Source organism: Thauera sp. WH-2 (assembly GCF_048321015.1).
GTDB lineage: Bacteria > Pseudomonadota > Gammaproteobacteria > Burkholderiales > Rhodocyclaceae > Thauera.
Genome location: NZ_JBLWFG010000003.1, coordinates 299,228 through 318,273, shown reverse-complemented (window position 1 = coordinate 318,273; position 19,046 = coordinate 299,228). Strand labels below are relative to the sequence as shown.

Here is a 19,046-nt window from a genome sequence, read left to right as displayed (position 1 = left end):
TCAGAGACCCTTCGCCTGCGCGTAGAAGTCGGCAATGAGCGGGTTTCTGGCGATGTACTGCGCGCGGACCTTCTCCGCCACGGCCTGGAAGGAGCCGATGTCCGCCTCGACGATCATCGCGCCATCCGCCTTGGCCTTTGCCAGATTGCTCTCGTCAGCATCGATCGCGGTCTGGTAGCCCCATTGCTCGGCGTCGGCCACGACCTTGAGGATGAGGTCGCGATCCGCCTGGCTGCGACTGTCCCACCACTTCTTGGATACCACGATCACCGACGGGAAGGCCATGTGGCGGGTCAGGGTCAGGTTGGGCGCCTGCTGATGGAACTTGAGACCGACGAGGGCATCGAGGTCGATATCCACGGCATCGAGCAGCTTGGTCGTCAGCGATGGCGCGACTTCGGACAGCGGCAGGGCGGTGGGGGCCGCGCCGTTTGCGTTCCACCAGTCGTTGTATACCGGGCTCGGGAAGGAGCGGATCTTCTTGTTGGCGAGATCTGTGGCGGAGGCGACCGGCTGGAGCGAGAGCACGTGGCGCATGCCGGCGAACGCATAGCCCAGACCGACCAGCCCGTGTGCCTCGAGGCGCTTGAGCATCTCCTTCGCTGCAGGCGTGTTCGCGGCGCGGGTGGCGTGGGCAACGTCCTGGAACACATAGGGCAGCGACCAGGCGAGGAAGGACTCTTCGCGGTTGGATAGCCCGCCGACGGTGAAGATACCGAACTGCTGCGCGCCTGCCTGCATCAGGTTGATCATCTGCGCTTCGTTGCCGAGCTTCTGCAGCGGACTGACCGCGAGCTTCATCTTGCCGTCCGTGGACGCGGCGAGATCGGCCGAAATCTTCTCGCCCACCTGGTGCCAGACGTGGGTCGGCGGGGTGATGTGGCCGAGCTTGAGCGATTGAGCATGGGCGCCGACGGCGGCGACCGACAGCATGAGGCCGGTGATCAGGCCGCGGGTGAGTTTCTTGAACTGGGCTTTCATTGGGTGTCTCCTCGGGGGGCTATATATGTGTTCTAAATCCGTCCGGATGGCCGATTCACTTCGCATCCGGTTGTGCGGCGGGGGTCGCGCGGCGGAATGCATCGAGCTCGCTGCATGCGCGGTCGATCGCGACGATGTTCGGGTATGCGCTCAGGTCGACGTTGAAGCGGCGGGCGCTTTCAACCTGGGGGATCAGATACACGTCTGCGATCGTGGGCACATTGCCGAAGCAGAAGTCGCCGCGCTTGTCGTCGGCCGACAGCATCGCCTCCAGCGCGTCGAAGCCGGCCCGGATCCAGGTGTTGCACCATGCGAGCACGGCCGCTTCGTCGCAGTGCAGCGTCTTGCGCAGGTACTCCAGGATGCGGCGGTTGTTGATCGGGTGGATGTCGCAACCCACGATCGCAGCCAGCGCGCGCACGCGCGCACGGTCTTCGGCGTTCGCCGGCAGCAGCGCCGGGTCCGGATAGCGCTCTTCGAGCCACTCGATGATCGCCGGAGTCTGGATCAGGGTCATCTCGCCGTCGGTGAGCGCAGGCACCAGAGCCTGCGGGTTCAGCGCCCGGAAGGCCGCTCCGAGGTGCTCCTCGGTGCGGAGGTCGACCGGCACGTAGGCGTAGTCGATGCCCTTCAGGTTCAATGCGATGCGCAGCCGGTGCGAGGTGCCGCTGCGGAAGAAATTGTGCAGTTCCATGGGGCGGCTCAATCCTTGCTCAGGCAGTTGGTGACGTTCCAGCCGTACAGCCATTCCATGGCATCGTAGAAGCGCTCCTGGCTACGGCCCTTCCACAGGTCGTTGCGCACCAGGCGCTCGACACCCTTGGCGTGATACAGGCGGCCCATCTCGCGCGACGACAGAACGATGCGTGCGGTACGGGCAATGCGCGAGCGCTGGTAGAGGTCGAAAGCCTTCTCGAAGTCATTGTCATGCATCCGGAGCGCTTCGCCGAGCGTCACCGCGTCCTCCAGCGCCATGCAGGCACCCTGCGCCATGTACTGTGTGGTCGGGTGTGCCGCGTCGCCCAGCAGCGTGACCCGGCCGAAAGTCCATTGGCTGATCGGTTCGCGGTCGGCGGTCGCCCAGCGCTTCCAGGTCTTGGGCAGGTCGATCAACTGGCGGGCCTTGGCACAGATGCCCTGGAAGTAGCTCTGCACTTCCTCGCGGCTGCCTTCGGTGACGCCCCATTCCTCCTGCTGGCGGCTGTGGAAGGTCACCACGACGTTGTATTGCTCGCCGCCGCGCAGCGGGTAGTGCACGAGGTGACAGTTGGGCCCGGCCCACAGGCTCGCCGCGTTCCACTGCAGATCCGCCGGGAAGTCCTGCCTGTCGACCACGGCGCGGTAGACCACGTGGCCGGTCACACGTGCCGGGTCATTCACATACTGCGCGCGCACTACCGATTTCACCCCGTCGGCTCCGATCAGTGCGATGCCGCGGAAGGTGTTGCCGTGCTGGTCGTGCACCGTGACGCTGCTGGCATCCTGTTCGATGCGTTCGACGCGGGTCGAGGTGCGGAACTCGACGCGCCCGGTTTCCTGCGCGCCCTCGAGCAGGGACAGGTGCACGTCGACCCGGTGGATGACTGCATAAGGGTTGCCGAAGCGTTTGCGGAAGGCCTCGCCGGTGGCGATACGGCCGATCAGCTTTTCGTCGAGCGCATCGTGCATCACCATTTCGTCGGTATACACGGCGCGGCCGCGCGCCTTCTCTCCGACGCCGAGTGCGTCGAAGGCGTGAAAGGCATTGGGCCCCAACTGGATGCCAGCGCCGATTTCGCCGATCTCGTCGGCCTGCTCCAGAACCAGAACGTTGAAACCCTGGCGCACCAGTGCGAGCGCGGCAGCCAAGCCGCCAATGCCACCGCCGGCGACGATTACGGGTAGTTTCTCGGTCATGAATGTCTCCTCCTGCTCGATGGGTGGCGGCGGAGCGTTTGCTGCCCCGCCACGCGGGCTCTATTCGGCGGCGCCGATCGTCAGTTCGATGTCGCCGACCCGGTCGACATGGCCGGTGATGCGGTCGCCACTCTTGACTGCACCCACACCCTCCGGCGTGCCGGTGAAGATCAGGTCGCCGGGCTCAAGGTGGTAGAACTTCGACAGGTCGGCGATCAGCTCGGGGATGCTCCAGATCAGTTGTGACAGGTCGGCGGACTGCCGGGTCTCTCCATTCACCTGCAGCTTGATCGTGCCGGTATCGAGGAGGCCCAGGTCGCCGATCGGCACGATCTCCGTGCATACGGCGGAGAGCTCGAAGTCCTTGCCCAGGTCCCAGGGGCGGCCCTGTTCGCGGGCGACCAGCTGCAGGTCGCGGCGGGTCATGTCGAGGCCGGCGGCGTAACCGTAGATCAGGCGCTCAGCGTCCGCTTCGGCGACGCGGAAGCCCGGTGCGCCGATGGCAACGACCAGTTCCATCTCGTAGTGGTAATTGGAGGTTCCGGTCGGATAGGGCACGGTGGCGCCGGATTCGACCAGGGTGGACGCGGCCTTGGTGAAGTAGAACGGCTGTGCGGTGGATTTGTCGACCGGACGGCCCATCTCGACGGCGTGCGCGTGGTAGTTGCGGCCGACGCAGAAGATGCGCTTGACCGGATACCGCGGCTCGATGCCGCGTACCGGCAGGGAGTAGATGGGGGCGGGCGGGAAGAGGTATTGATTGTCGGACATCGTTTGTTCTCTGGGTGTGTTGGGGTCGGGGGTCAGGTGCGAACTTCGTAGACGCCGAGCTTCTTGTGCAGCGGGCTTTCGTCGGCGATGAAGATGAAGGCGGGTTCGGACGGGGACGGATTCTTCAGGGTGACCGGCACATAGCCCGGCGTGCAGCAGGTGTCTGCGGGGGCAAGGGAGAATGTCTTGTCGTCCGCCCAGACTTCGGCGCCTCCCTCGATGACATGGAACACCATCGCAGGCGACCGCGCCGGGAGCGGCAGGGTTTCGCCCGGGCGCAGCATCAGGGCCGAGAAACCGAGGATGTTCTGGCAGTCGCTGCCACTCTCGGGATTGACGTATGCGACCTGGACTGCCTCCACTTCGGGCTGCGCTTCGGCAAGGTTCAGCAGCGCGCTGCGGGCGTCGGCCCACGGGTAACGCAGCATTGGGTAGGTGCGGGCGCTGCCGCGGGTAAATACGGGCGACGGCACGACACCGCCACGAGCGTAGTTGCGCTCCAGGCGCGTGCCCGTGACGGCCTGTTCCCGGCCTTCGGTCGCGTAGGAGGTTTCGGTGTAATACACAAGCGGCAGATCGAGCACGTCGAGCCATACGACCGGATCCTCGCCGTCATGGCCGTGTTCGTGCCACAGGCCGGTCGGCGTCAGGATCAGGTCGCCGCGGTGCATCGGGCACTTCTCGCCGTCGACCGTGGTGTAGGCACCTTCCCCTTCGACGATCATGCGCACTGCGTTCGGGGTGTGCTTGTGCGCAGGCGCCCACTCGCCGGGCAGCAACAGTTGCATGCCGAGATAGATCGCGGCGCTGGCCTGCATCTTTTCGAGGCCGTGACCGGGGTTGGAGAGCACCAGCACGCGGCGCTCGGCTTTCTCGATCGGTGTGAGCTCGCCAGCCTGGATCAGCAGCGGGCGCAGCGCCGAGTACGACCATTTGACGGCTTGCGTGCGCCGTGCGGGTGTGCCTGGAGGGAGCACCGAACGCAGGCTGGGCCACAAGGGCACAAGATTCTGCGCTTCGAGAGACTCGCGGTACACGAGCGGTAGATCATCGAGACGACCGAGTTCCTGCATTTCTGACTCCTCCGTTCTGGACTCGTCGCCCCTCGATCAAGGCTTTTGCGTTAGATCAAAGCAAGCGGCGATGCGTTGTGGTGGGAGCCAATTTATAGGGCGATAAATATTGCGTCTACGCAGGTCGGAGAATAGAGTTAATTCGGATTTCGAATAGAGGTGTGCCGATGGGCAATCCCGACCAGCGTCTGCTGCAGATCTTCGATGCGGTCTACAAGACCTGCAGCGTGAGTCGTGCGGCCGAACTGCTCGAGATTGGCCAACCCGCGGTCAGCGTGGCGTTGGGCAAGTTGCGCGAGCATTTTTCGGATCCCCTGTTCGTGCGGACCTCTGGAGGCATGGCGCCGACGCCCCTGGCGGAGGAACTGGTTCAGCCGATCCGTCATGCACTCGATGCGCTCGAGGGCGCGTTTGGGCTCCGCAGCGTGTTTGACCCTGCGACTTCAGCGCGGCGCTTTCGCATCTGCATGACCGACATCACGCACCTCGTCCTGCTGCCGAGGCTGTGGGGGGCGCTACGCGCCGCTGCGCCAGGGGTCAGTATCGATATCGCCTCGCTGGACGACAGCGCGGGCCGCCAGCTGGAGTCGGGGGAGGCCGATCTGGCAGTGGGCTTCATCCCCGGTCTTGAGGCGGGCTTCTACCAGCAGGCGCTGTTTCGTCAGCACTACGTCTGCCTGGCCAGCGCGGATCACCCACGAATCCGGGGCGGACTCACGCTGGCGCAGTTCGAGGCGGAGGGGCATGCCGCCTTCCGTGCAACCGGAACCGGACATCAGATCATCGAGCAGGAGATCGCCCGTCAAGGGATCAAGCGGCGCATCGTGCTCGACATCCCCAACTTTCTTGGCGCCGCATTTGTGGTGGAGCGCACCGACCTTCTGATGACTGTGCCGCGCCGCTTGGGCGAACTGCTGCGCGGGCGGGGTGATTTCAGCATCCTGCCGGTACCCTTTCCATTGCCGGAGTACACGGTGAAGCAGCACTGGCATGAGCGCTTTCACCATGACCCCGGCAACCGTTGGCTGAGGGGCTTGATTGCCAGTCTGATGTCCGAAGCCGGCGGTCAGGTATCTCCGCCTGCTTGAGCGGCTGCGCCTTCAGTCTTTCCAGACCTGCAGCGCCAGCAGTTGCTTCGTTGCCGCCTCGGCCCAGCCACGGTTGGCGGCGGGGCTGGCAGGGCTGGGGTGCAGCACGCGGCCGAACTTCAGTCCGGGCAGGTCCGCGAGCGCTTCGGTGGCACGCTTTTCTGCCCAGTTGCCGATGCCGATCACCCACTCGGGCTGCAGGGCTCCGATCAGGGTGCGCAGGTGGGTGTCGCAGGCGGCAAGCAAGGGGCGCTGCTCGGCGACCGGCAGCTTGTCGGGGGTGAGGTTGCGGCCATTCTCGAAGAACACCAGCGGGCAGTAGTTGGCTACGAAATGCCCTGCGAAGAAGGCTTCGGGAGTGCCGAAGCGGGCCCGGAACAGGCCCCACAGGCGCTGGCCGCTGACCTCGGACCGGGTGCAGGCGAAGCCTTCCACGGGGCGCTTCGGGTTGGTGATGCGCGGCTGCCCGACCGGACCCTCTAGCCCCAGCCAGTCGCGTGCGCTGGCGATCTCGCCGAAGGGGACGCCGATCTGCGCCATGCCGAAGGGGCCGGGGTTCATGCCGATGAAGACCACCCGCTTGTGCCCCGCGCCGTAGCGTTCCAGATAGCGCCGATGCACGTTCCAGGCGTAGTCGAGCGGGTTGTAGACGTGGGTGACGGGAGGCGCAAAGGGCAGTGCATCGACTGCATCGGAGAGTGTGCGGGCGGCGTCGATCAGGGTCTGTGTGGTCATCGGTCAGAACAGCAGCTTGAAGAGGTAGAGCGCTGACATGCCGGCAGCGATGGTGGCCAGCACGCTGCGCGTGCGCCAGGCCACCAGCACCGCGACCAGCGCGGCCCAGGGGCGTGGCGTGTCGAAGGCGAGCACCACTTCCCCGCCGGCTACGAAGAGCCCGCTCGCGGTCAGTGCGGCGAAGCTCGCCGGTGCGATGTGGCGACACAGCGCATGCAGCCATCCGGGCAGGCTGCGGCTGGCAAAGAGGCCGATCATTGCGTAGCGGTACAGGTAGGTCAGCACCCCGACCAGCACCAGCAGCAGAACGAGGCTTGCCGTTCTCATCACGCGCGCTCCAGGCGGTGCACGGTCCACGCGCCTGCGGCCAGGCCGAGCAGGATCGCTGCGACTAGACCGAGCTTGTAGGGCAGGGCGGCGAAGACCAGCGCACCGAGCCCCGCGGCCAGTGCTGCGGCCTGGCCCGCACGCTCGCGCAGGAGCAGGGTCAGCAACGCGATGAAGGTCAGCGGCACGGCGAAATCCAGCTCCCACTCGGGTGGGATGGTGGCGCCGAACAGCAGGCCGACCGCGGTGGACAACTGCCAGCCTGCCCACAGCGTGAAGCCGGCGCCGAGAAAGTACCAGTGCCGCAGGTCTTCGGCAGGCGCCCGAGCCCCGATGGCCGCATCGCTGGCGCTGCATGCCGTGCTTGCCGCGGATGGGGGCGCTTCGTCAGGGTTTCCGGCCTGAGCGGCAGCGGGCTCCGGCCCGCGCCGCTGGTAGCGCAGCACCGCCACCGCGTAGGCCTCGTCGGTCAGCACGTAGGCCAGCAGCAGTCGCCAGCGTCGCGGCAGGTGGCGCACGTACTCGGCCATCGAGGCGCTGTAGAGCACGTGGCGCAGGTTGAGCAGGCCCGAAGTCAGTGCGATCGGCATGAAGCCCGCCCCGGCAGCGAGCATCTGTACGATCACCAGTTGTGCCGCGCCGGCAAAGACGATGGCCGAGGCGAGCTGTGCCAGCCAGGCGGGCACACCCGCGGCGAGCGCGGCGATGCCGTAGATCATGCCGAAGGGTGTGACGCCGAGCAGCAGCGGTGATTCGTCGCGACAGCCGGCGAGGAACTCCGTCAGTCTTGGACTATTGCGCATCGGTCAACGCGCCCGTCCTGTCGGGCCGACGCCCGCTGAGCGAGCGTGCGGCGTGCGCGCTCTCCCGGTGATGGCGGGCAGGCGTGCGCGCCTCATGTCTGGGTACGCTCCCCGTTCCACGGCGCGACCTTGAGCAGCAGCACCATGCCCGGCACCGCAAGCGCGAAGCACAGCCAGAAGAAGTTGGTCCATCCCAGCGCCTCTACCAGCCAGCCCGCGGTTGCGTTGATGAAGGTGCGCGGCACTGCCATCAGGCTGGTGAACAGCGCGAGCTGGGTAGCGGTGTAGGCCGGGTGGGTGGTGCGCGCCATGAAGGCGACGAAGGCGGTGGTGCCCAGTCCTGCACCCACGGCTTCGCCGGCGATCACGGTCGCGAGCACCACAAGGCGTGCCGGAGTCGAATCCCCCGGGCCCAGCCAGGCCATCCACACGAAGCCGAGGATGGTGACGAACTGCACCACACCAAAGATCCACAGCGCGCGGTTGATGCCGAGCTTGAGCATCCAGATGCCGCCCAGGATGCCGCCGATCACCATCGGCCACAGCCCGGCGTTCTTCGCGATCACGCCGATCTCGGTCTTGCTGTAGCCCATGTCGAGGTAGAAGGGCGTGGCGAGCGCGGTGCACAGCGAGTCGCCCAGCTTGTAGAAGAACAGAAAAGCCAGCACCAGCAGCGCCGACTGCACGCCGTGGCGGCCGAAGAACTCGCGAAAGGGCTCGACCACCGCGTCGCGCAGGGTGCGCGGGGTGCCGGCATCGGCGAGCGGCTCCTTCACCAGCAGTGTCATCGCCAGGCCGGGGATCATGAACGCCGCAGTAATGAGAAAGACCTGCGCCCATGGGAGGTGGTCCGCCAGGATCAAGGACAGCGACCCCGGCACCAGCCCCGCGATCCGGTATGCATTCACATGAATCGCATTCCCCAGCCCCAGCTCGGCGTCGGGCAGGATCTCGCGGCGGAAGGCGTCGAGCGCGATGTCCTGCGTGGCCGACAGCAGCGCGATCGTTGCGGTCAGGCCCACCACCATCGGCAGGTGATCCACCGGCGACACCTGCCCCAGCCAGGCGATCGCCGCCAGCAGGCCGAGCTGCGACACGAACATCCAGCTTCGCCTTCGCCCCAGCCAGGGGAGGATGCCGTAGCGGTCGAGCAGCGGCGCCCACAGGAACTTCCAGGTGTAGGGGAACTGGATCAGCGCGAAGGCGCCGATCGCCTTCAGCGACAGGCCCTCTGTCTTCAGCCAAGCCGGCACCAGGTTGAGCAGCAGGTACAGCGGGAGGCCGGATGCGAAGCCGGTGAAGATGCAGATCAGCATCCGCCGGTTGAGCAGGGCGGCGAGCCAGGCGGGCGTCCGGGGGGCTGCGGAGGGCGAGGACAAGATGCGGGGCCGGGGCGTTGCGGAGCCGCGCATTATCGCAGATCATCGCCACCCCCTTCCGTTTACACAATTCGATACTTTGCTTGCATCCGCTGCGCTCTGCGCCAACAATGCGGGCAAAGCAAAGATCCCCCAATCGAGGAGGTTGTTTTCCATGTCCTACACCGTGACCGTGGTATTCGGCGGTGACCGCGAGTACGAGTTCGCGTTGCACGACGCCGAGGTTGCCTCGACCACCAAGGAGCAGGCGCGTAGCTGGCTCGCGAAAGAGTTCGATGAGCTCGAGTGCTCGCCTTCCAACCCGATGGGCAAGGTGCTGGTGCTCGACATGATCCTCAACGTCGCCAAATACGGCGGCGAGAGTCGCTTCGAGCAGGGCGCTGAATGGGCGAAGAAATTCGCTATCGTGACTGCTGCAGCGCTCGAGCGCCCGGCCGTGCGCGTGGACGTCTCGTCCTTCGTCGTCGGCTGACGCCATGCCCGGGGGGACACCCCCGGGCTCGCCTGCCGGCCCGCATCCAGGCCGGTTTCAGGCTCTTCCCAGACGATACACCGCGACGCTGGCGAGGAAGTTCGGCTCGTCCAGCACCAGCTTGCCCTCGTCGAAGGCGAGGCGTTCGTGTACTGCGATGCCGTTCATCTCGCACAGCGCGTCGAAGTCGGCGATGGTGAAGAAGCGCACGTTGGGGGTGTTGAACCACTGGTGGGGCAGGCTCTCCGACACCGGCATGCGGCCGTTGAGGATGCTCTGGCGGTGGCGCCAGTAGCCAAAGTTGGGAAAGCTCACCACGGCCTCGCGGCCCACGCGCAGCATCTCGTGCAGGATGCCCTGGGTGTTGTGCATGGCCTGCAGCGACAGGCTCATGATCACGTGGTCGAAGAAGCCGTCCTCCAGGCCCACCAGGCCCTTCTCGAGGTCCATCTGGATCACGTTCACGCCGTTCTTCACGCTGCCCAGCAGCTTGTCGGGGTCGTTTTCGACGCCGTAGCCCTGCACCTGGCGCACTTGCATCAGGTGGCGCAGCAGATCGCCGTCGCCGCAGCCGAGGTCGAGCACCTTTTCGCCGGGCTCGATCCACTGGGTGATCACTTCATAGTCATAGCGGTAGGAGGTCATGTCAGTATGCGCCGAGCCGTCTCAAGCGTACTGGTGCCCCCTCGGGGGGCAGCGAACGCAGTGAGCGTGGGGGTTGTCATTCAAACCTCGATGCGGTCGAACCAGGCCGACAGCAGCTTGTGGTAGCGGGTCTCGTCGAGCAGGAAGGAGTCGTGTCCGGCCGGACAGTCGATCTCCGCGTAGCTGACGTTGCGCTTGTTGTGCAGCAGCGCGTAGACGATCTCGCGTGAGCGCTCGGGCGAGAAGCGCCAGTCGGTGGTGAAGGACACCACGAGGAAGTCCGCCGTGGCACGCGCCAGGGCGGCGGCGAGGTTGCCGCCGTACTCGAAGGCAGGGTCGAAGTAGTCGAGCGCCTTGGTGGTCAGCAGGTAGGTGTTGGCGTCGAAGTAGCCGGCGAACTTGTCGCCCTGATAGCGCAGGTAGGACTCGATCTCGAACTCGACGTCGTAGCTGTAGGTGTTGCGCCCATGACGCAGGCTGCGACCGAATTTCTCCGCCATCGAGTCGTCGGACAGATAGGTGATATGCCCCACCATGCGCGCCAGCTTGAGCCCGCGCGCCGGCACCACGCCGTGCGCGTAGTAGTGGCCGCCGTGGAACTCGGGGTCGGTGAGGATGGCCTGGCGGGCGACCTCGTTGAAGGCGATGTTCTGCGCGGTGAGTTTGGGCGCGGCGGCAATCACCGCGACGTGGCCCACGCGCTCGGGAAACTGCAGCGCCCACGACATCGCCTGCATGCCGCCAAGCGAGCCGCCCACCACCGCGGCGAAGCGCTGGATGCCGAGGCGATCAGCCAGGCGCGCCTGCGACTCCACCCAGTCTTCCACGGTCACGAAGGGGAAGTCCGCCCCCCACAGCGTGCCGGTGGTGGGGTTGATCTGGTTGGGTCCGGAGGAGCCGTAGCAGCCGCCGAGGTTGTTCACCCCGATCACGAAGAACTTGCGCGTATCCAGCGGCTTGCCCGGGCCGATCAGGTTGTCCCACCAGCCGACGTTGTGCGGCGCGTCGGCGTAGGTGCCGGCGACGTGGTGCGAGCCCGACAGCGCGTGGCAGACGAGCACCGCGTTGCTGCCATCGGCGTTGAGCGTTCCGTAGGTCTCGTAGACGAGATGGTATTTGTCCAGCGTACCCCCGCTACGCAGCGCGAGCGGCTCGGTGAACTCGGCCCGCTGCGGCGCGACGACGCCGACCGATTGGGGTGGGATCAATTTCGTCATCTGCAAACAAAAAACCCAGTCGGCTACAAACGCGGACTGGGTGCCCTCGCTTTAGCCGTATTTGTTGAGCGCCCGCAAGCTGTTGATCAAATCGGCGCTAGGTGGCAGGAAGTTAGCGCCGCGCCGGGCAAAAGTCAAACCCACGGCATGATAAGATTTTTCGCCTACGGACAGCCCCGAACGCCATGATCCAGGTCATTCTCAACGGCCAGCCCGAGACGCTGGCACCCGATTTCACCGTGCTTGCGCTGCTCGAGGCGCGTGGCCTCGTCGGCAAACGGCTCGCGGTCGAGCGTAACGGCGAGATCGTGCCCAAGGCCCGCCATGCCGACGTGAAACTCGCCGATGGCGATCGACTCGAAATCGTCGTCGCAGTCGGCGGCGGCTGAAGCCATCTCGGTGGATGCGGGTATGGTGGAAGCGGGATCGCCCGCTCCCGCCAAATCCGTTCCCGCAGGGTCGCCCCCCTGACGCACCTTCCTTCCAGACAACCCCGCACAACAGGTTCCCAACATGAACGACCCCCTGGTCATCGCCGGTAAGGCCTATAGCTCGCGCCTGCTCGTCGGCACCGGCAAGTACAAGGATTTCGCCGAGACACGCGAAGCCATCGACGCCAGCGGCGCCGAGATCGTCACTGTCGCCATCCGCCGCACCAATATTGGCCAGAACCCGGGCGAGCCCAACCTGCTCGACGTGTTGCCACCGGAGAAATTCACCATCCTGCCCAACACCGCCGGCTGCTACACCGCCGACGATGCGGTTCGCACGCTGCGCCTGGCGCGCGAACTCCTTGATGGTCACCCGCTGGTCAAGCTCGAAGTGCTCGGCGACCCCAAGAGCCTGTTCCCCAACATGCCCGAGACGCTCAAGGCCGCAGAGACTCTCGTGAAGGATGGCTTCGATGTCATGGTGTACTGCGCGGACGACCCCATCCAGGCGAAGATGCTGGAGGAGATCGGCTGCTGCGCGATCATGCCGCTGGCTTCGCTGATTGGCTCCGGCATGGGCATCCTCAACCCGTGGAACCTGCGCCTCATCATCGATAACGCCAAGGTGCCGGTGCTGGTCGATGCCGGCGTGGGCACTGCCTCGGACGCTGCGATCGCGATGGAGCTGGGCTGTGACGGCGTGCTGATGAACACTGCGATCGCCGCCGCCGGCAAGCCGGTCCTGATGGCGGGCGCGATGCGCAAGGCGGTTGAGGCCGGCCGCGAAGCCTTCCTCGCCGGGCGCATGCCGCGCAAGTTCTATTCGGCCGACCCGAGCTCGCCGACCCAGGGGCTGATCGGTTCATGACCAAGGTTCGCAACGAAGCCATGGCCGCGCCAGAGGTTCGGGAACGGGCGGGCGGAGCAGGCGTGCCGGTGTCTGCCGAAGTCAGCTCGCAGGCCGAGATCATCGGTCGCGACAGCCCTGAGCACCGCTTCTCCAGCCGCAGCATCCGCAGCTTCGTGCTGCGCCAGGGGCGCATGTCCGAGGCTCAGCAGCGTTCTCTGGATGAAGTGCTGCCCAGCGTCGGCATCGACTACCGTGTCGCGCCGCTCGACCTCGACGTCGCGTTCGGTCGCGAAGCACCGAAGATCCTCGAGATCGGTTTCGGTATGGGTGAGACCACGGCGCGGATCGCTGCTGCAATGCCCGAGAAGGACTTCCTCGGCATCGAAGTGCATACCCCCGGCGTGGGTGCGCTGTGCAAGCTGATCGCCGAGGGCAATCTGTCCAATCTGCGCATCATGCAGCACGATGCCGTCGAGGTGATGCGCGACATGGTTGCCGACGGTGCCCTGGCCGGCGTACATCTGTTCTTCCCCGACCCTTGGCGCAAGAAGCGCCACTTCAAGCGTCGCATCGTCCAGCCCGACTTCGTCGCCCTCGTCGCACAGAAACTCGCCCCGGGCGGATACTTCCACTGCGCCACCGACTGGGAGGACTACGCGCACTGGATGCTCGAAGTGATCTCCGCCGAGCCACTGCTGCAGAATACCGCTGACGGTTTTGCGCCGCGCCCGGACTACCGCCCGCTGACGAAATTCGAAAACCGCGGTCTCAGGCTCGGACACGGTGTCTGGGACCTGGTGTTCCGCCGCCGTACCGATTGACCACCGCCTGACCGACGAGGAAACCGCCGCGTGATCCGAGGCCTGTTCCGCTTCATCTACAACGTGCTGCGCATGTTTGTGCGCCTGTTCGACCTGCTCGTGCGCGGCGTCTTCTACGCATCGCTGATCTTCGGCCTCGGCGTGCTGGTGTCGCTGTTCTTCCGGCCCGCACCCGAGGTGCTGGCCGGGTCTGCGCTGGTACTGAGCCCCGTTGGCACGCTCGTCGAGCAGACCGAACTCGAGCCGCCGCTCGCGCTGTTGCGCGCAGGTGGCGCGCCCGCTGGGCATGTGCGCCTTGCCGACCTGGTCGAGGCGGTGCGTAGCGCGCGCGACGACCACCGCATCGCGGCGCTGGTGATCGAGACGGACGAGCTCATCGGTGGCGGTCTATCCAAGCTCGCCGAGCTGCGTGCCGCGATCGCCGACTTCAAGGCCTCGGGCAAGCCAGTGCTGGCGCGCGGCGAACGCTTCACCCAGTCGCAGTACTACCTCGCCTCGGTGGCTGATGAGGTGCACCTGTCACCCGACGGCTTCGTCCTGCTGCGCGGCCTGGCACGCTACGGAACCTATTTCCGCGATGCGCTCGACCGGCTCGGCGTGAAGATGCACGTCTTCCGCGTCGGCGAATACAAGTCCTTCTCCGAGCCTTTTACCCGCAACGACATGTCCGACGAAGACCGCGAGGCCACGCGCGACCTGCTCGGCGGCCTGTGGCGCATCATGCGCGACGACATCGCCGCCAGCCGCAAGCTCCCGGCCGAGGCGGTCGATGCGCACGTCAACGACATCCGCGGCGCCCTCGCCGCTGCCGGGGGGGACGCTGCGAAGGCCGCGCTCGATGCGGGCCTGGTCGACCGCTTCAGCACTCGCGACGAATGGCGTGCGCGCCTGATCGAGGCCGTGGGCAAGGCCCCGGATGGCGAAGAGCCGCGCCGCATCGACATAGACCACTATCTGGCGGTGGTCGCCGGCCAGCAGGAGGCCTCGCCCGCGAGCGTGGCGGTGATTGTCGCCCAAGGGACCATCGTCGACGGGGCCGAACCCACGGGCGTGGTCGCTGGCGACACTTTCGCCCACTTGATCCGAGCGGCGCGCGAGAACGAGCGCATCAAGGCCGTGGTGTTGCGCATCGACAGCCCGGGCGGTAGCGCGTGGGCGTCCGAGCTGATCCGCCGCGAGCTCGAGCTCACTCGCCAGGCCGGTAAGCCGGTGATCGCGTCGATGAGCTCGGTGGCGGCCTCGGGGGGCTACTGGATCGCCTCCGGCGCCGACGAGATCTGGGCTGCGCCGGCCACGGTGACCGGCTCCATTGGCATCTTCGGACTCTTCCCCGAGTTCTCCGAGCCACTGAGGCGGCTGGGCATCGGTGTCGACGGCGTGGCCACCGCCCCGCTCGCCGGGGCGCTCGATCCCCGTCGCCCGCTCGACCCTGCAGCGGCCGAGGCCATGCAGCTCAGTATCGAGCATGGCTACCGCCGCTTCCTGGACGTCGTCGCCAAGGCCCGCAACATGACGGTGGACGAGGTCGATACCGTTGCGCGCGGGCGGGTGTGGACCGGCGAGGCCGCGCTTGGCCTGGGCCTGGTGGACAAACTTGGTGGCTTGCAGGGGGCGATCGATGCTGCGGCCGCCCGCGCCGGCCTCGCCGACTATGAGGTGGTGTGGCCCGAGGCGATCGAGTCCCTCGAACAGCGCCTGCTGCGCCGGCTGCTGCGTACCGGCGAGGATCTCGGCCTGGAGTTTGCCACCCGAGGCCTGGCGACCGGTCCGCTCGCTGGGCTGGTCGGCGAGGTGCAACGCTCCACCGCCGATCTGCTGCGCTGGAACGACCCGCGTCACCTGTATCTGCACTGCCTGTGCGAGACGCCCTGATCGGGCTGCCGTGCAGGCTTCGACCACGTCCCGTTCAATCCGCGAGGAGAATGCCTTGAAACTCACCAGCCAGAGCTTCACCGACGGCGCCCGCATCCCGGGCGAATTCGCCTTCTGCATTCCTGCAGAGGAAGGTCACGTCTGCCTCGGCGGGAACCGCAACCCGCAACTGGCGTGGAGCGACGTACCCGCCGGCACGCAGTCCTTCGTGCTCATCTGCCATGACCCCGATGTTCCGAGCAAGGGCGACGACGTGAACCAGGAGGGGCGCACGGTGCCGGCCAGCCTGCCGCGGGTGGATTTCTTCCACTGGGTGGTGGTGGATCTGCCCGCCGACCTGCGCACCATCGACGCTGGCCACTTCTCCGGTGAGGTCACGCCCGGCGGCAAGCCCGGGCCGGAGACGGCGCTCGGCGCGCGCCATGGCGTCAACGACTACACCGCCTGGTTCGCCGGCGACGATGCGATGAAGGGCGACTACCACGGCTACGACGGCCCCTGCCCGCCGTGGAATGACTCGATCATCCACCACTACGTGTTCACGCTGTACGCGCTGGACGTGCCGCGTTGCGCGGTGGAAGGTCGCTTCACCGGCCAGGACGTGCGCGCCGCGATCGCCGGCCATGTGCTCGGCGAGGCGAAGCTCACCGGCACCTACACGCTCAACCCGGCGCTCGGCGCCACGTAATGTTCGATTTCCTCCAAGGGCTTGCGTTCGGGCTGCTGGTGTCGTTCATGCCCTGGTTCATGGCCGGGCTGTACGACCCGCGGCTGGTCGTGCCCGAGGAGGTGGCCTCGCGCTGGCAGGTGATCCTGCGCTACGCGGTAGCGATGCCCACGGTGGCGATGCTGTTGCTGATGACGTCCTTCTGGGGTGGCTTCGGCGCCAGCCTCGGCGGCTGGCTCGTCGGGCTGGCCGCGGTGCCGATCGAGCTGTCCGTGGAGAAGCGCTGGCGCCGCTGGCGTGCCGCGCGTGCCGGGCGTGAACGTGCCGCCGCCCGCGAACGTCAGCGCCACGAGGTCGCCAACGCGCGCCGCGAGCGCAACCTGCTGACGCTGGACCCCGACCTCGCGCCGACCGATGCCGATGTGGTGGTGCTCCAGCTGTGGGAGGTCAAGCGCGAACTCGTTGATCTGCGCCGCCCGGACCTCGCGGTGCAGGCCGATCGCCTGTTCACCCGCTACCAGCGCGCGCTCGACGTGCTCGATGACAAGTTCGACGCGCGCGAAGTGACCTACGAGCGCGCCCGCGGGCTGGTCGGCGAGGTTGGGCGCGAGGCGGCCGCCGGGCTGGGCGCAATGGTCGAGCTGGTGCACGGCAGCGCCGGCCTGGATGCCGATTTCGTCCGTGCGCGGCTCGAAGGTGAGGCCGCGCGCCTCAACCCCACCGAGCGCGAGGCGCTGCGGCGCCGGCTGGCGATCGCCGACGAGACCGAGCGCCGGCTGGGTGAGATCGCCGCTGGCAACGAAGCCGCGCTGACCGCGCTCGATGACGTCGCGGTCGCCGTCGCCCGTATCGACACCGGCCGCAGCCAGGGTGCCGCCGCCGGCAACATGGAGCAGGCGCTGCAGGAACTGCGCCGCTTCGCCGAGCGCGCCGGCCTGTACGGCCGCAAGCCGTAGAACAAGGAATGTTGCAATGAGCCTGTCACTGCCCCCGATCGAGGACATCGCGCGCGAAACGGTTCCGCCGCAGCCTGTGGAGAGGCCCGAAGACCCCGAGCTTGCGGTCACCGCCGACGCCTTCGTGCGCGATGCCCTTGCCGCCGATGAGGCCGAACTCCAGCGCCAGCGCGAGGCGGTGGACACCATGGGCGTCGAGCTGCAGCGCCAGGCGGCGTGGCGCAGCGAGATGCTGCAGGCGCCGATCCGCAAGCTTGCCCACCAGGGCGACGAAGGCGGTCCGGTGGCGCAGGCGTTGATCGCACTGCGCGACAAGATGCAGGACCTCGACCCCGCCCGCCAGCAGCTGAGCGGCGAAGGATTGTCACGCGCGCTGTCCTTCATCCCCGGCGTCGGCAAGCCGATGCAGCGCTACTTCCAGAAGTACGAGAAGGCGCAGGACGCGCTCGACGCAATCATTCGCGACCTGCAGGCCGGCGCCGACATGCTGCGCCGCGACAACCTTACCCTCGCCGACGATCAGCAGTCGCTGCGCGCCATCCTCGCGCAGCTCGAACGCCAGGTCGAACTCGGTCGCATGATCGACCGCCGCCTGGCCCGCGAGGCCGCCTCCGCCAGCCTGCCCGCGCCGCGGCGCGCCTTCGTCGAGGAGGAGCTCCTCTTTCCGCTGCGGCAGCGCATCGTCGACCTGCAGCAACAGGTGGCGGTGAGCCAGCAAGGCGTGCTCGCGCTCGAGGTCGTCATCCGCAACAACCGCGAGCTCATCCGCGGCGTGGACCGCGCCATCAACGTCACCGTGTCGGCGCTCAACGTCGCCGTCACCGTGGCGCTCGGCCTGGCCAACCAGCGCCTGGTGCTCGACCGCGTCGCCGCGCTCAACGAGACCACCTCCGCGCTCATCGCCGGCACCGCGCAGGCGTTGCGCACCCAGGGCGTGGATATCCAGAAGCGTGCGGCCTCGACCATGCTAGACATGGGCCAGCTTGAGCAGGCCTTCGCCGACGTGATCGGTGCCATTGATGACCTGTCGCGCTACCGCCAGGACGCCCTGCCCAAGCTCGATGCCCAGATCGACCGCCTCGCCGCGCTGGCCAGCCAGGGCGAGCAGGCGATCCGCCGCATGGATGATGGCAATCGCGTCGAGCCGAAGCCCTGACAACCCGCCCCAAGCCTCCTCGCATGAACACCCGATTGCCGCACACCACCAGCCAGGACGCCTGGGTCGAGGGCCTCCACGGCCGCCTTTTCGTCCGTAGCTGGACGCCGACCGAGTCCTTGCCGGGGGCGCCCATTCTGCTGCTGCACGACTCGCTGGGGAGTGTCGAGCTCTGGCGCGGGTTTCCCGCAGCGCTGTGCAAGGCCACCGGGCGCCGGGTGGTGGCCTATGACCGCTGCGGCTTCGGCCATTCCGACCCGCATCCCGGTACGCTCGCGCTCGACTTCATCGCCCGCGAGGCGGAGGGCGACTTCGCAGCCGTCATCGACCAGCTCGGCATCGCGCGTTTCATCGTCTTTGGTCACAGCGTCGGCGGTGGAATGGCGGTGAATTGCGCCGCGCGCCACGGCGCGGCCTGCGTCGCCCTGATCACCGAATCGGCCCAGGCCTTCGTCGAGGACCGTACCGTTGCCGGGCTGGAGGATGCGCGCGCCCTGTTCAGCGACCCGGGCCAGGTTGAGCGTCTCAAGCGCTACCACGGGGACAAGGCGCGCTGGGTGCTCGACGCCTGGATCGAATCGTGGCTGCACCCGGACTTCGCGGCCTGGTCGCTGCGCGCCGTGCTGCCGCAGGTTACCTGCCCGAGCCTGGTCATTCACGGCGTCGATGACGAATACGGTTCGCCCGCTCACCCGCAGCTGATCACCGAACTCAGCGCCGGCCCGGCGCGGCTGGAGTTGATGGCCGATACGTGCCACGTCCCGCATCGTGAGCGCGAGGCGGACGTCGTCGCCATGGTCCGGTCCTTCGTCGCCACGTAGGGCTGGTTGCGGCGCTTGCAGCGAACTCATACATTCGACCAGAAGCTGTCTATCATCGTCTCCGGCCCCCGGATGCACGATAGGC

The 19,046-nt window shown here is 66.9% G+C and carries 21 protein-coding genes; 10 read left to right on the top strand and 11 right to left on the bottom strand.

What is annotated here, in order from left to right:
- The 5 genes from ACNKW1_RS08030 to ACNKW1_RS08010 are packed head-to-tail and all read right to left on the bottom strand — an operon-like array spanning position 1 to position 4,721.
- Positions 1–981 carry a TRAP transporter substrate-binding protein gene (locus tag ACNKW1_RS08030; protein ID WP_418364057.1) on the bottom strand — a complete coding sequence of 327 codons (981 nt, stop codon included), beginning with the start codon at positions 979–981 and terminating at the stop codon, positions 1–3.
- Between the two features lie 55 nt (positions 982–1,036).
- On the bottom strand, positions 1,037–1,675 hold the full coding sequence (gene maiA, locus ACNKW1_RS08025) for a maleylacetoacetate isomerase (protein ID WP_418364056.1): 639 nt from the start codon (positions 1,673–1,675) through the stop codon (positions 1,037–1,039).
- An 8-nt stretch (positions 1,676–1,683) separates the two neighbouring features.
- Entirely contained in the window at positions 1,684–2,877 is a 1,194-nt protein-coding gene (locus ACNKW1_RS08020; RefSeq protein ID WP_418364055.1) for a 3-hydroxybenzoate 6-monooxygenase, read from the bottom strand.
- Positions 2,878–2,937: 60 nt separating this feature from the next.
- On the bottom strand, positions 2,938–3,648 hold the full coding sequence (locus ACNKW1_RS08015) for a fumarylacetoacetate hydrolase family protein (RefSeq protein WP_418364054.1): 711 nt from the start codon (positions 3,646–3,648) through the stop codon (positions 2,938–2,940).
- A 32-nt stretch (positions 3,649–3,680) separates the two neighbouring features.
- A complete protein-coding gene (locus ACNKW1_RS08010) occupies positions 3,681–4,721 on the bottom strand; it encodes a cupin domain-containing protein (RefSeq protein ID WP_418364053.1) in 1,041 nt (346 codons plus the stop codon).
- Between the two features lie 167 nt (positions 4,722–4,888).
- Here ACNKW1_RS08010 and ACNKW1_RS08005 point away from each other — a divergent pair, with 167 nt between their 5' ends.
- Positions 4,889–5,809 (top strand): LysR family transcriptional regulator, encoded by a 921-nt coding sequence (locus tag ACNKW1_RS08005; protein WP_418364052.1) that lies wholly within the window; start codon positions 4,889–4,891, stop codon positions 5,807–5,809.
- A gap of 12 nt (positions 5,810–5,821) precedes the next feature.
- Here ACNKW1_RS08005 and ACNKW1_RS08000 read toward each other — a convergent pair whose 3' ends face one another.
- The 4 genes from ACNKW1_RS08000 to ACNKW1_RS07985 all read right to left on the bottom strand — a co-directional run bounded on the left by ACNKW1_RS08000 (position 5,822) and on the right by ACNKW1_RS07985 (position 9,053).
- Positions 5,822–6,544 (bottom strand): uracil-DNA glycosylase family protein, encoded by a 723-nt coding sequence (locus tag ACNKW1_RS08000; RefSeq protein WP_418364051.1) that lies wholly within the window; start codon positions 6,542–6,544, stop codon positions 5,822–5,824.
- A 3-nt stretch (positions 6,545–6,547) separates the two neighbouring features.
- On the bottom strand, positions 6,548–6,871 hold the full coding sequence (locus ACNKW1_RS07995; RefSeq protein ID WP_418364050.1) for an AzlD domain-containing protein: 324 nt from the start codon (positions 6,869–6,871) through the stop codon (positions 6,548–6,550).
- Positions 6,871–7,674, bottom strand: coding sequence for an AzlC family ABC transporter permease (locus tag ACNKW1_RS07990; protein WP_418364049.1), 804 nt, complete (start codon positions 7,672–7,674; stop codon positions 6,871–6,873). The genes ACNKW1_RS07995 and ACNKW1_RS07990 overlap by 1 nt, the downstream gene beginning before the upstream one ends.
- 92 nt (positions 7,675–7,766) lie before the next feature.
- Positions 7,767–9,053: an AmpG family muropeptide MFS transporter gene (locus ACNKW1_RS07985; protein WP_418364048.1), complete on the bottom strand. Its 1,287-nt coding sequence runs from the start codon at positions 9,051–9,053 to the stop codon at positions 7,767–7,769.
- Between the two features lie 154 nt (positions 9,054–9,207).
- Here ACNKW1_RS07985 and ACNKW1_RS07980 point away from each other — a divergent pair, with 154 nt between their 5' ends.
- Positions 9,208–9,525: a hypothetical protein gene (locus tag ACNKW1_RS07980; RefSeq protein WP_418364047.1), complete on the top strand. Its 318-nt coding sequence runs from the start codon at positions 9,208–9,210 to the stop codon at positions 9,523–9,525.
- Between the two features lie 57 nt (positions 9,526–9,582).
- Here ACNKW1_RS07980 and metW read toward each other — a convergent pair whose 3' ends face one another.
- Complete coding sequence (gene metW / locus ACNKW1_RS07975; RefSeq protein ID WP_418364046.1) at positions 9,583–10,170, bottom strand: methionine biosynthesis protein MetW; 588 nt, start codon at positions 10,168–10,170, stop codon at positions 9,583–9,585.
- A gap of 80 nt (positions 10,171–10,250) precedes the next feature.
- Positions 10,251–11,378, bottom strand: a complete 1,128-nt coding sequence (gene metX, locus ACNKW1_RS07970; protein ID WP_418364045.1) for a homoserine O-succinyltransferase MetX — start codon at positions 11,376–11,378, stop codon at positions 10,251–10,253.
- Positions 11,379–11,572: 194 nt separating this feature from the next.
- On the opposite strand from metX, the gene thiS reads away from it, so the two are divergent.
- The 8 genes from thiS (at position 11,573) to ACNKW1_RS07930 (ending at position 18,961) form a co-directional block, all read left to right on the top strand.
- A complete protein-coding gene (gene thiS, locus ACNKW1_RS07965; RefSeq protein WP_418364044.1) occupies positions 11,573–11,776 on the top strand; it encodes a sulfur carrier protein ThiS in 204 nt (67 codons plus the stop codon).
- Positions 11,777–11,900: 124 nt separating this feature from the next.
- A complete protein-coding gene (locus ACNKW1_RS07960; protein WP_418364043.1) occupies positions 11,901–12,686 on the top strand; it encodes a thiazole synthase in 786 nt (261 codons plus the stop codon).
- Complete coding sequence (gene trmB, locus ACNKW1_RS07955) at positions 12,683–13,489, top strand: tRNA (guanosine(46)-N7)-methyltransferase TrmB (RefSeq protein ID WP_418364042.1); 807 nt, start codon at positions 12,683–12,685, stop codon at positions 13,487–13,489. Before ACNKW1_RS07960 ends, trmB begins: the two co-directional genes overlap by 4 nt.
- A 30-nt stretch (positions 13,490–13,519) precedes the next feature.
- Complete coding sequence (gene sppA / locus ACNKW1_RS07950) at positions 13,520–15,361, top strand: signal peptide peptidase SppA (RefSeq protein ID WP_418364041.1); 1,842 nt, start codon at positions 13,520–13,522, stop codon at positions 15,359–15,361.
- Positions 15,362–15,416: 55 nt separating this feature from the next.
- A complete protein-coding gene (locus ACNKW1_RS07945; protein ID WP_418364040.1) occupies positions 15,417–16,049 on the top strand; it encodes a YbhB/YbcL family Raf kinase inhibitor-like protein in 633 nt (210 codons plus the stop codon).
- The gene (locus ACNKW1_RS07940; RefSeq protein ID WP_418364039.1) at positions 16,049–16,984 is read left to right on the top strand and encodes a cobyrinic acid a,c-diamide synthase; all 936 of its coding nucleotides are present in this window, start codon (positions 16,049–16,051) and stop codon (positions 16,982–16,984) included. Before ACNKW1_RS07945 ends, ACNKW1_RS07940 begins: the two co-directional genes overlap by 1 nt.
- A gap of 16 nt (positions 16,985–17,000) precedes the next feature.
- Complete coding sequence (locus ACNKW1_RS07935) at positions 17,001–18,140, top strand: toxic anion resistance protein (protein ID WP_418364038.1); 1,140 nt, start codon at positions 17,001–17,003, stop codon at positions 18,138–18,140.
- A 23-nt stretch (positions 18,141–18,163) separates the two neighbouring features.
- Entirely contained in the window at positions 18,164–18,961 is a 798-nt protein-coding gene (locus tag ACNKW1_RS07930) for an alpha/beta fold hydrolase (protein ID WP_418364037.1), read from the top strand.
- Positions 18,962–19,046: the final 85 nt, after the last annotated feature.

Excerpts from the sequence above, each read along its gene's own strand:
- ACNKW1_RS08030 (WP_418364057.1), bottom strand. The coding sequence starts at position 981 with ATGAAAGCCCAGTTCAAGAAACTCACCCGCGGCCTGATCACCGGCCTC.
- maiA (WP_418364056.1), bottom strand. The coding sequence starts at position 1,675 with ATGGAACTGCACAATTTCTTCCGCAGCGGCACCTCGCACCGGCTGCGC.
- ACNKW1_RS08020 (WP_418364055.1), bottom strand. The coding sequence starts at position 2,877 with ATGACCGAGAAACTACCCGTAATCGTCGCCGGCGGTGGCATTGGCGGC.
- ACNKW1_RS08015 (WP_418364054.1), bottom strand. The coding sequence starts at position 3,648 with ATGTCCGACAATCAATACCTCTTCCCGCCCGCCCCCATCTACTCCCTG.
- ACNKW1_RS08010 (WP_418364053.1), bottom strand. The coding sequence starts at position 4,721 with ATGCAGGAACTCGGTCGTCTCGATGATCTACCGCTCGTGTACCGCGAG.
- ACNKW1_RS08005 (WP_418364052.1), top strand. The coding sequence starts at position 4,889 with ATGGGCAATCCCGACCAGCGTCTGCTGCAGATCTTCGATGCGGTCTAC.
- ACNKW1_RS08000 (WP_418364051.1), bottom strand. The coding sequence starts at position 6,544 with ATGACCACACAGACCCTGATCGACGCCGCCCGCACACTCTCCGATGCA.
- ACNKW1_RS07995 (WP_418364050.1), bottom strand. The coding sequence starts at position 6,871 with ATGAGAACGGCAAGCCTCGTTCTGCTGCTGGTGCTGGTCGGGGTGCTG.
- ACNKW1_RS07990 (WP_418364049.1), bottom strand. The coding sequence starts at position 7,674 with ATGCGCAATAGTCCAAGACTGACGGAGTTCCTCGCCGGCTGTCGCGAC.
- ACNKW1_RS07980 (WP_418364047.1), top strand. The coding sequence starts at position 9,208 with ATGTCCTACACCGTGACCGTGGTATTCGGCGGTGACCGCGAGTACGAG.
- metW (WP_418364046.1), bottom strand. The coding sequence starts at position 10,170 with ATGACCTCCTACCGCTATGACTATGAAGTGATCACCCAGTGGATCGAG.
- thiS (WP_418364044.1), top strand. The coding sequence starts at position 11,573 with ATGATCCAGGTCATTCTCAACGGCCAGCCCGAGACGCTGGCACCCGAT.
- ACNKW1_RS07960 (WP_418364043.1), top strand. The coding sequence starts at position 11,901 with ATGAACGACCCCCTGGTCATCGCCGGTAAGGCCTATAGCTCGCGCCTG.
- trmB (WP_418364042.1), top strand. The coding sequence starts at position 12,683 with ATGACCAAGGTTCGCAACGAAGCCATGGCCGCGCCAGAGGTTCGGGAA.
- ACNKW1_RS07940 (WP_418364039.1), top strand. The coding sequence starts at position 16,049 with ATGTTCGATTTCCTCCAAGGGCTTGCGTTCGGGCTGCTGGTGTCGTTC.
- ACNKW1_RS07935 (WP_418364038.1), top strand. The coding sequence starts at position 17,001 with ATGAGCCTGTCACTGCCCCCGATCGAGGACATCGCGCGCGAAACGGTT.
- ACNKW1_RS07930 (WP_418364037.1), top strand. The coding sequence starts at position 18,164 with ATGAACACCCGATTGCCGCACACCACCAGCCAGGACGCCTGGGTCGAG.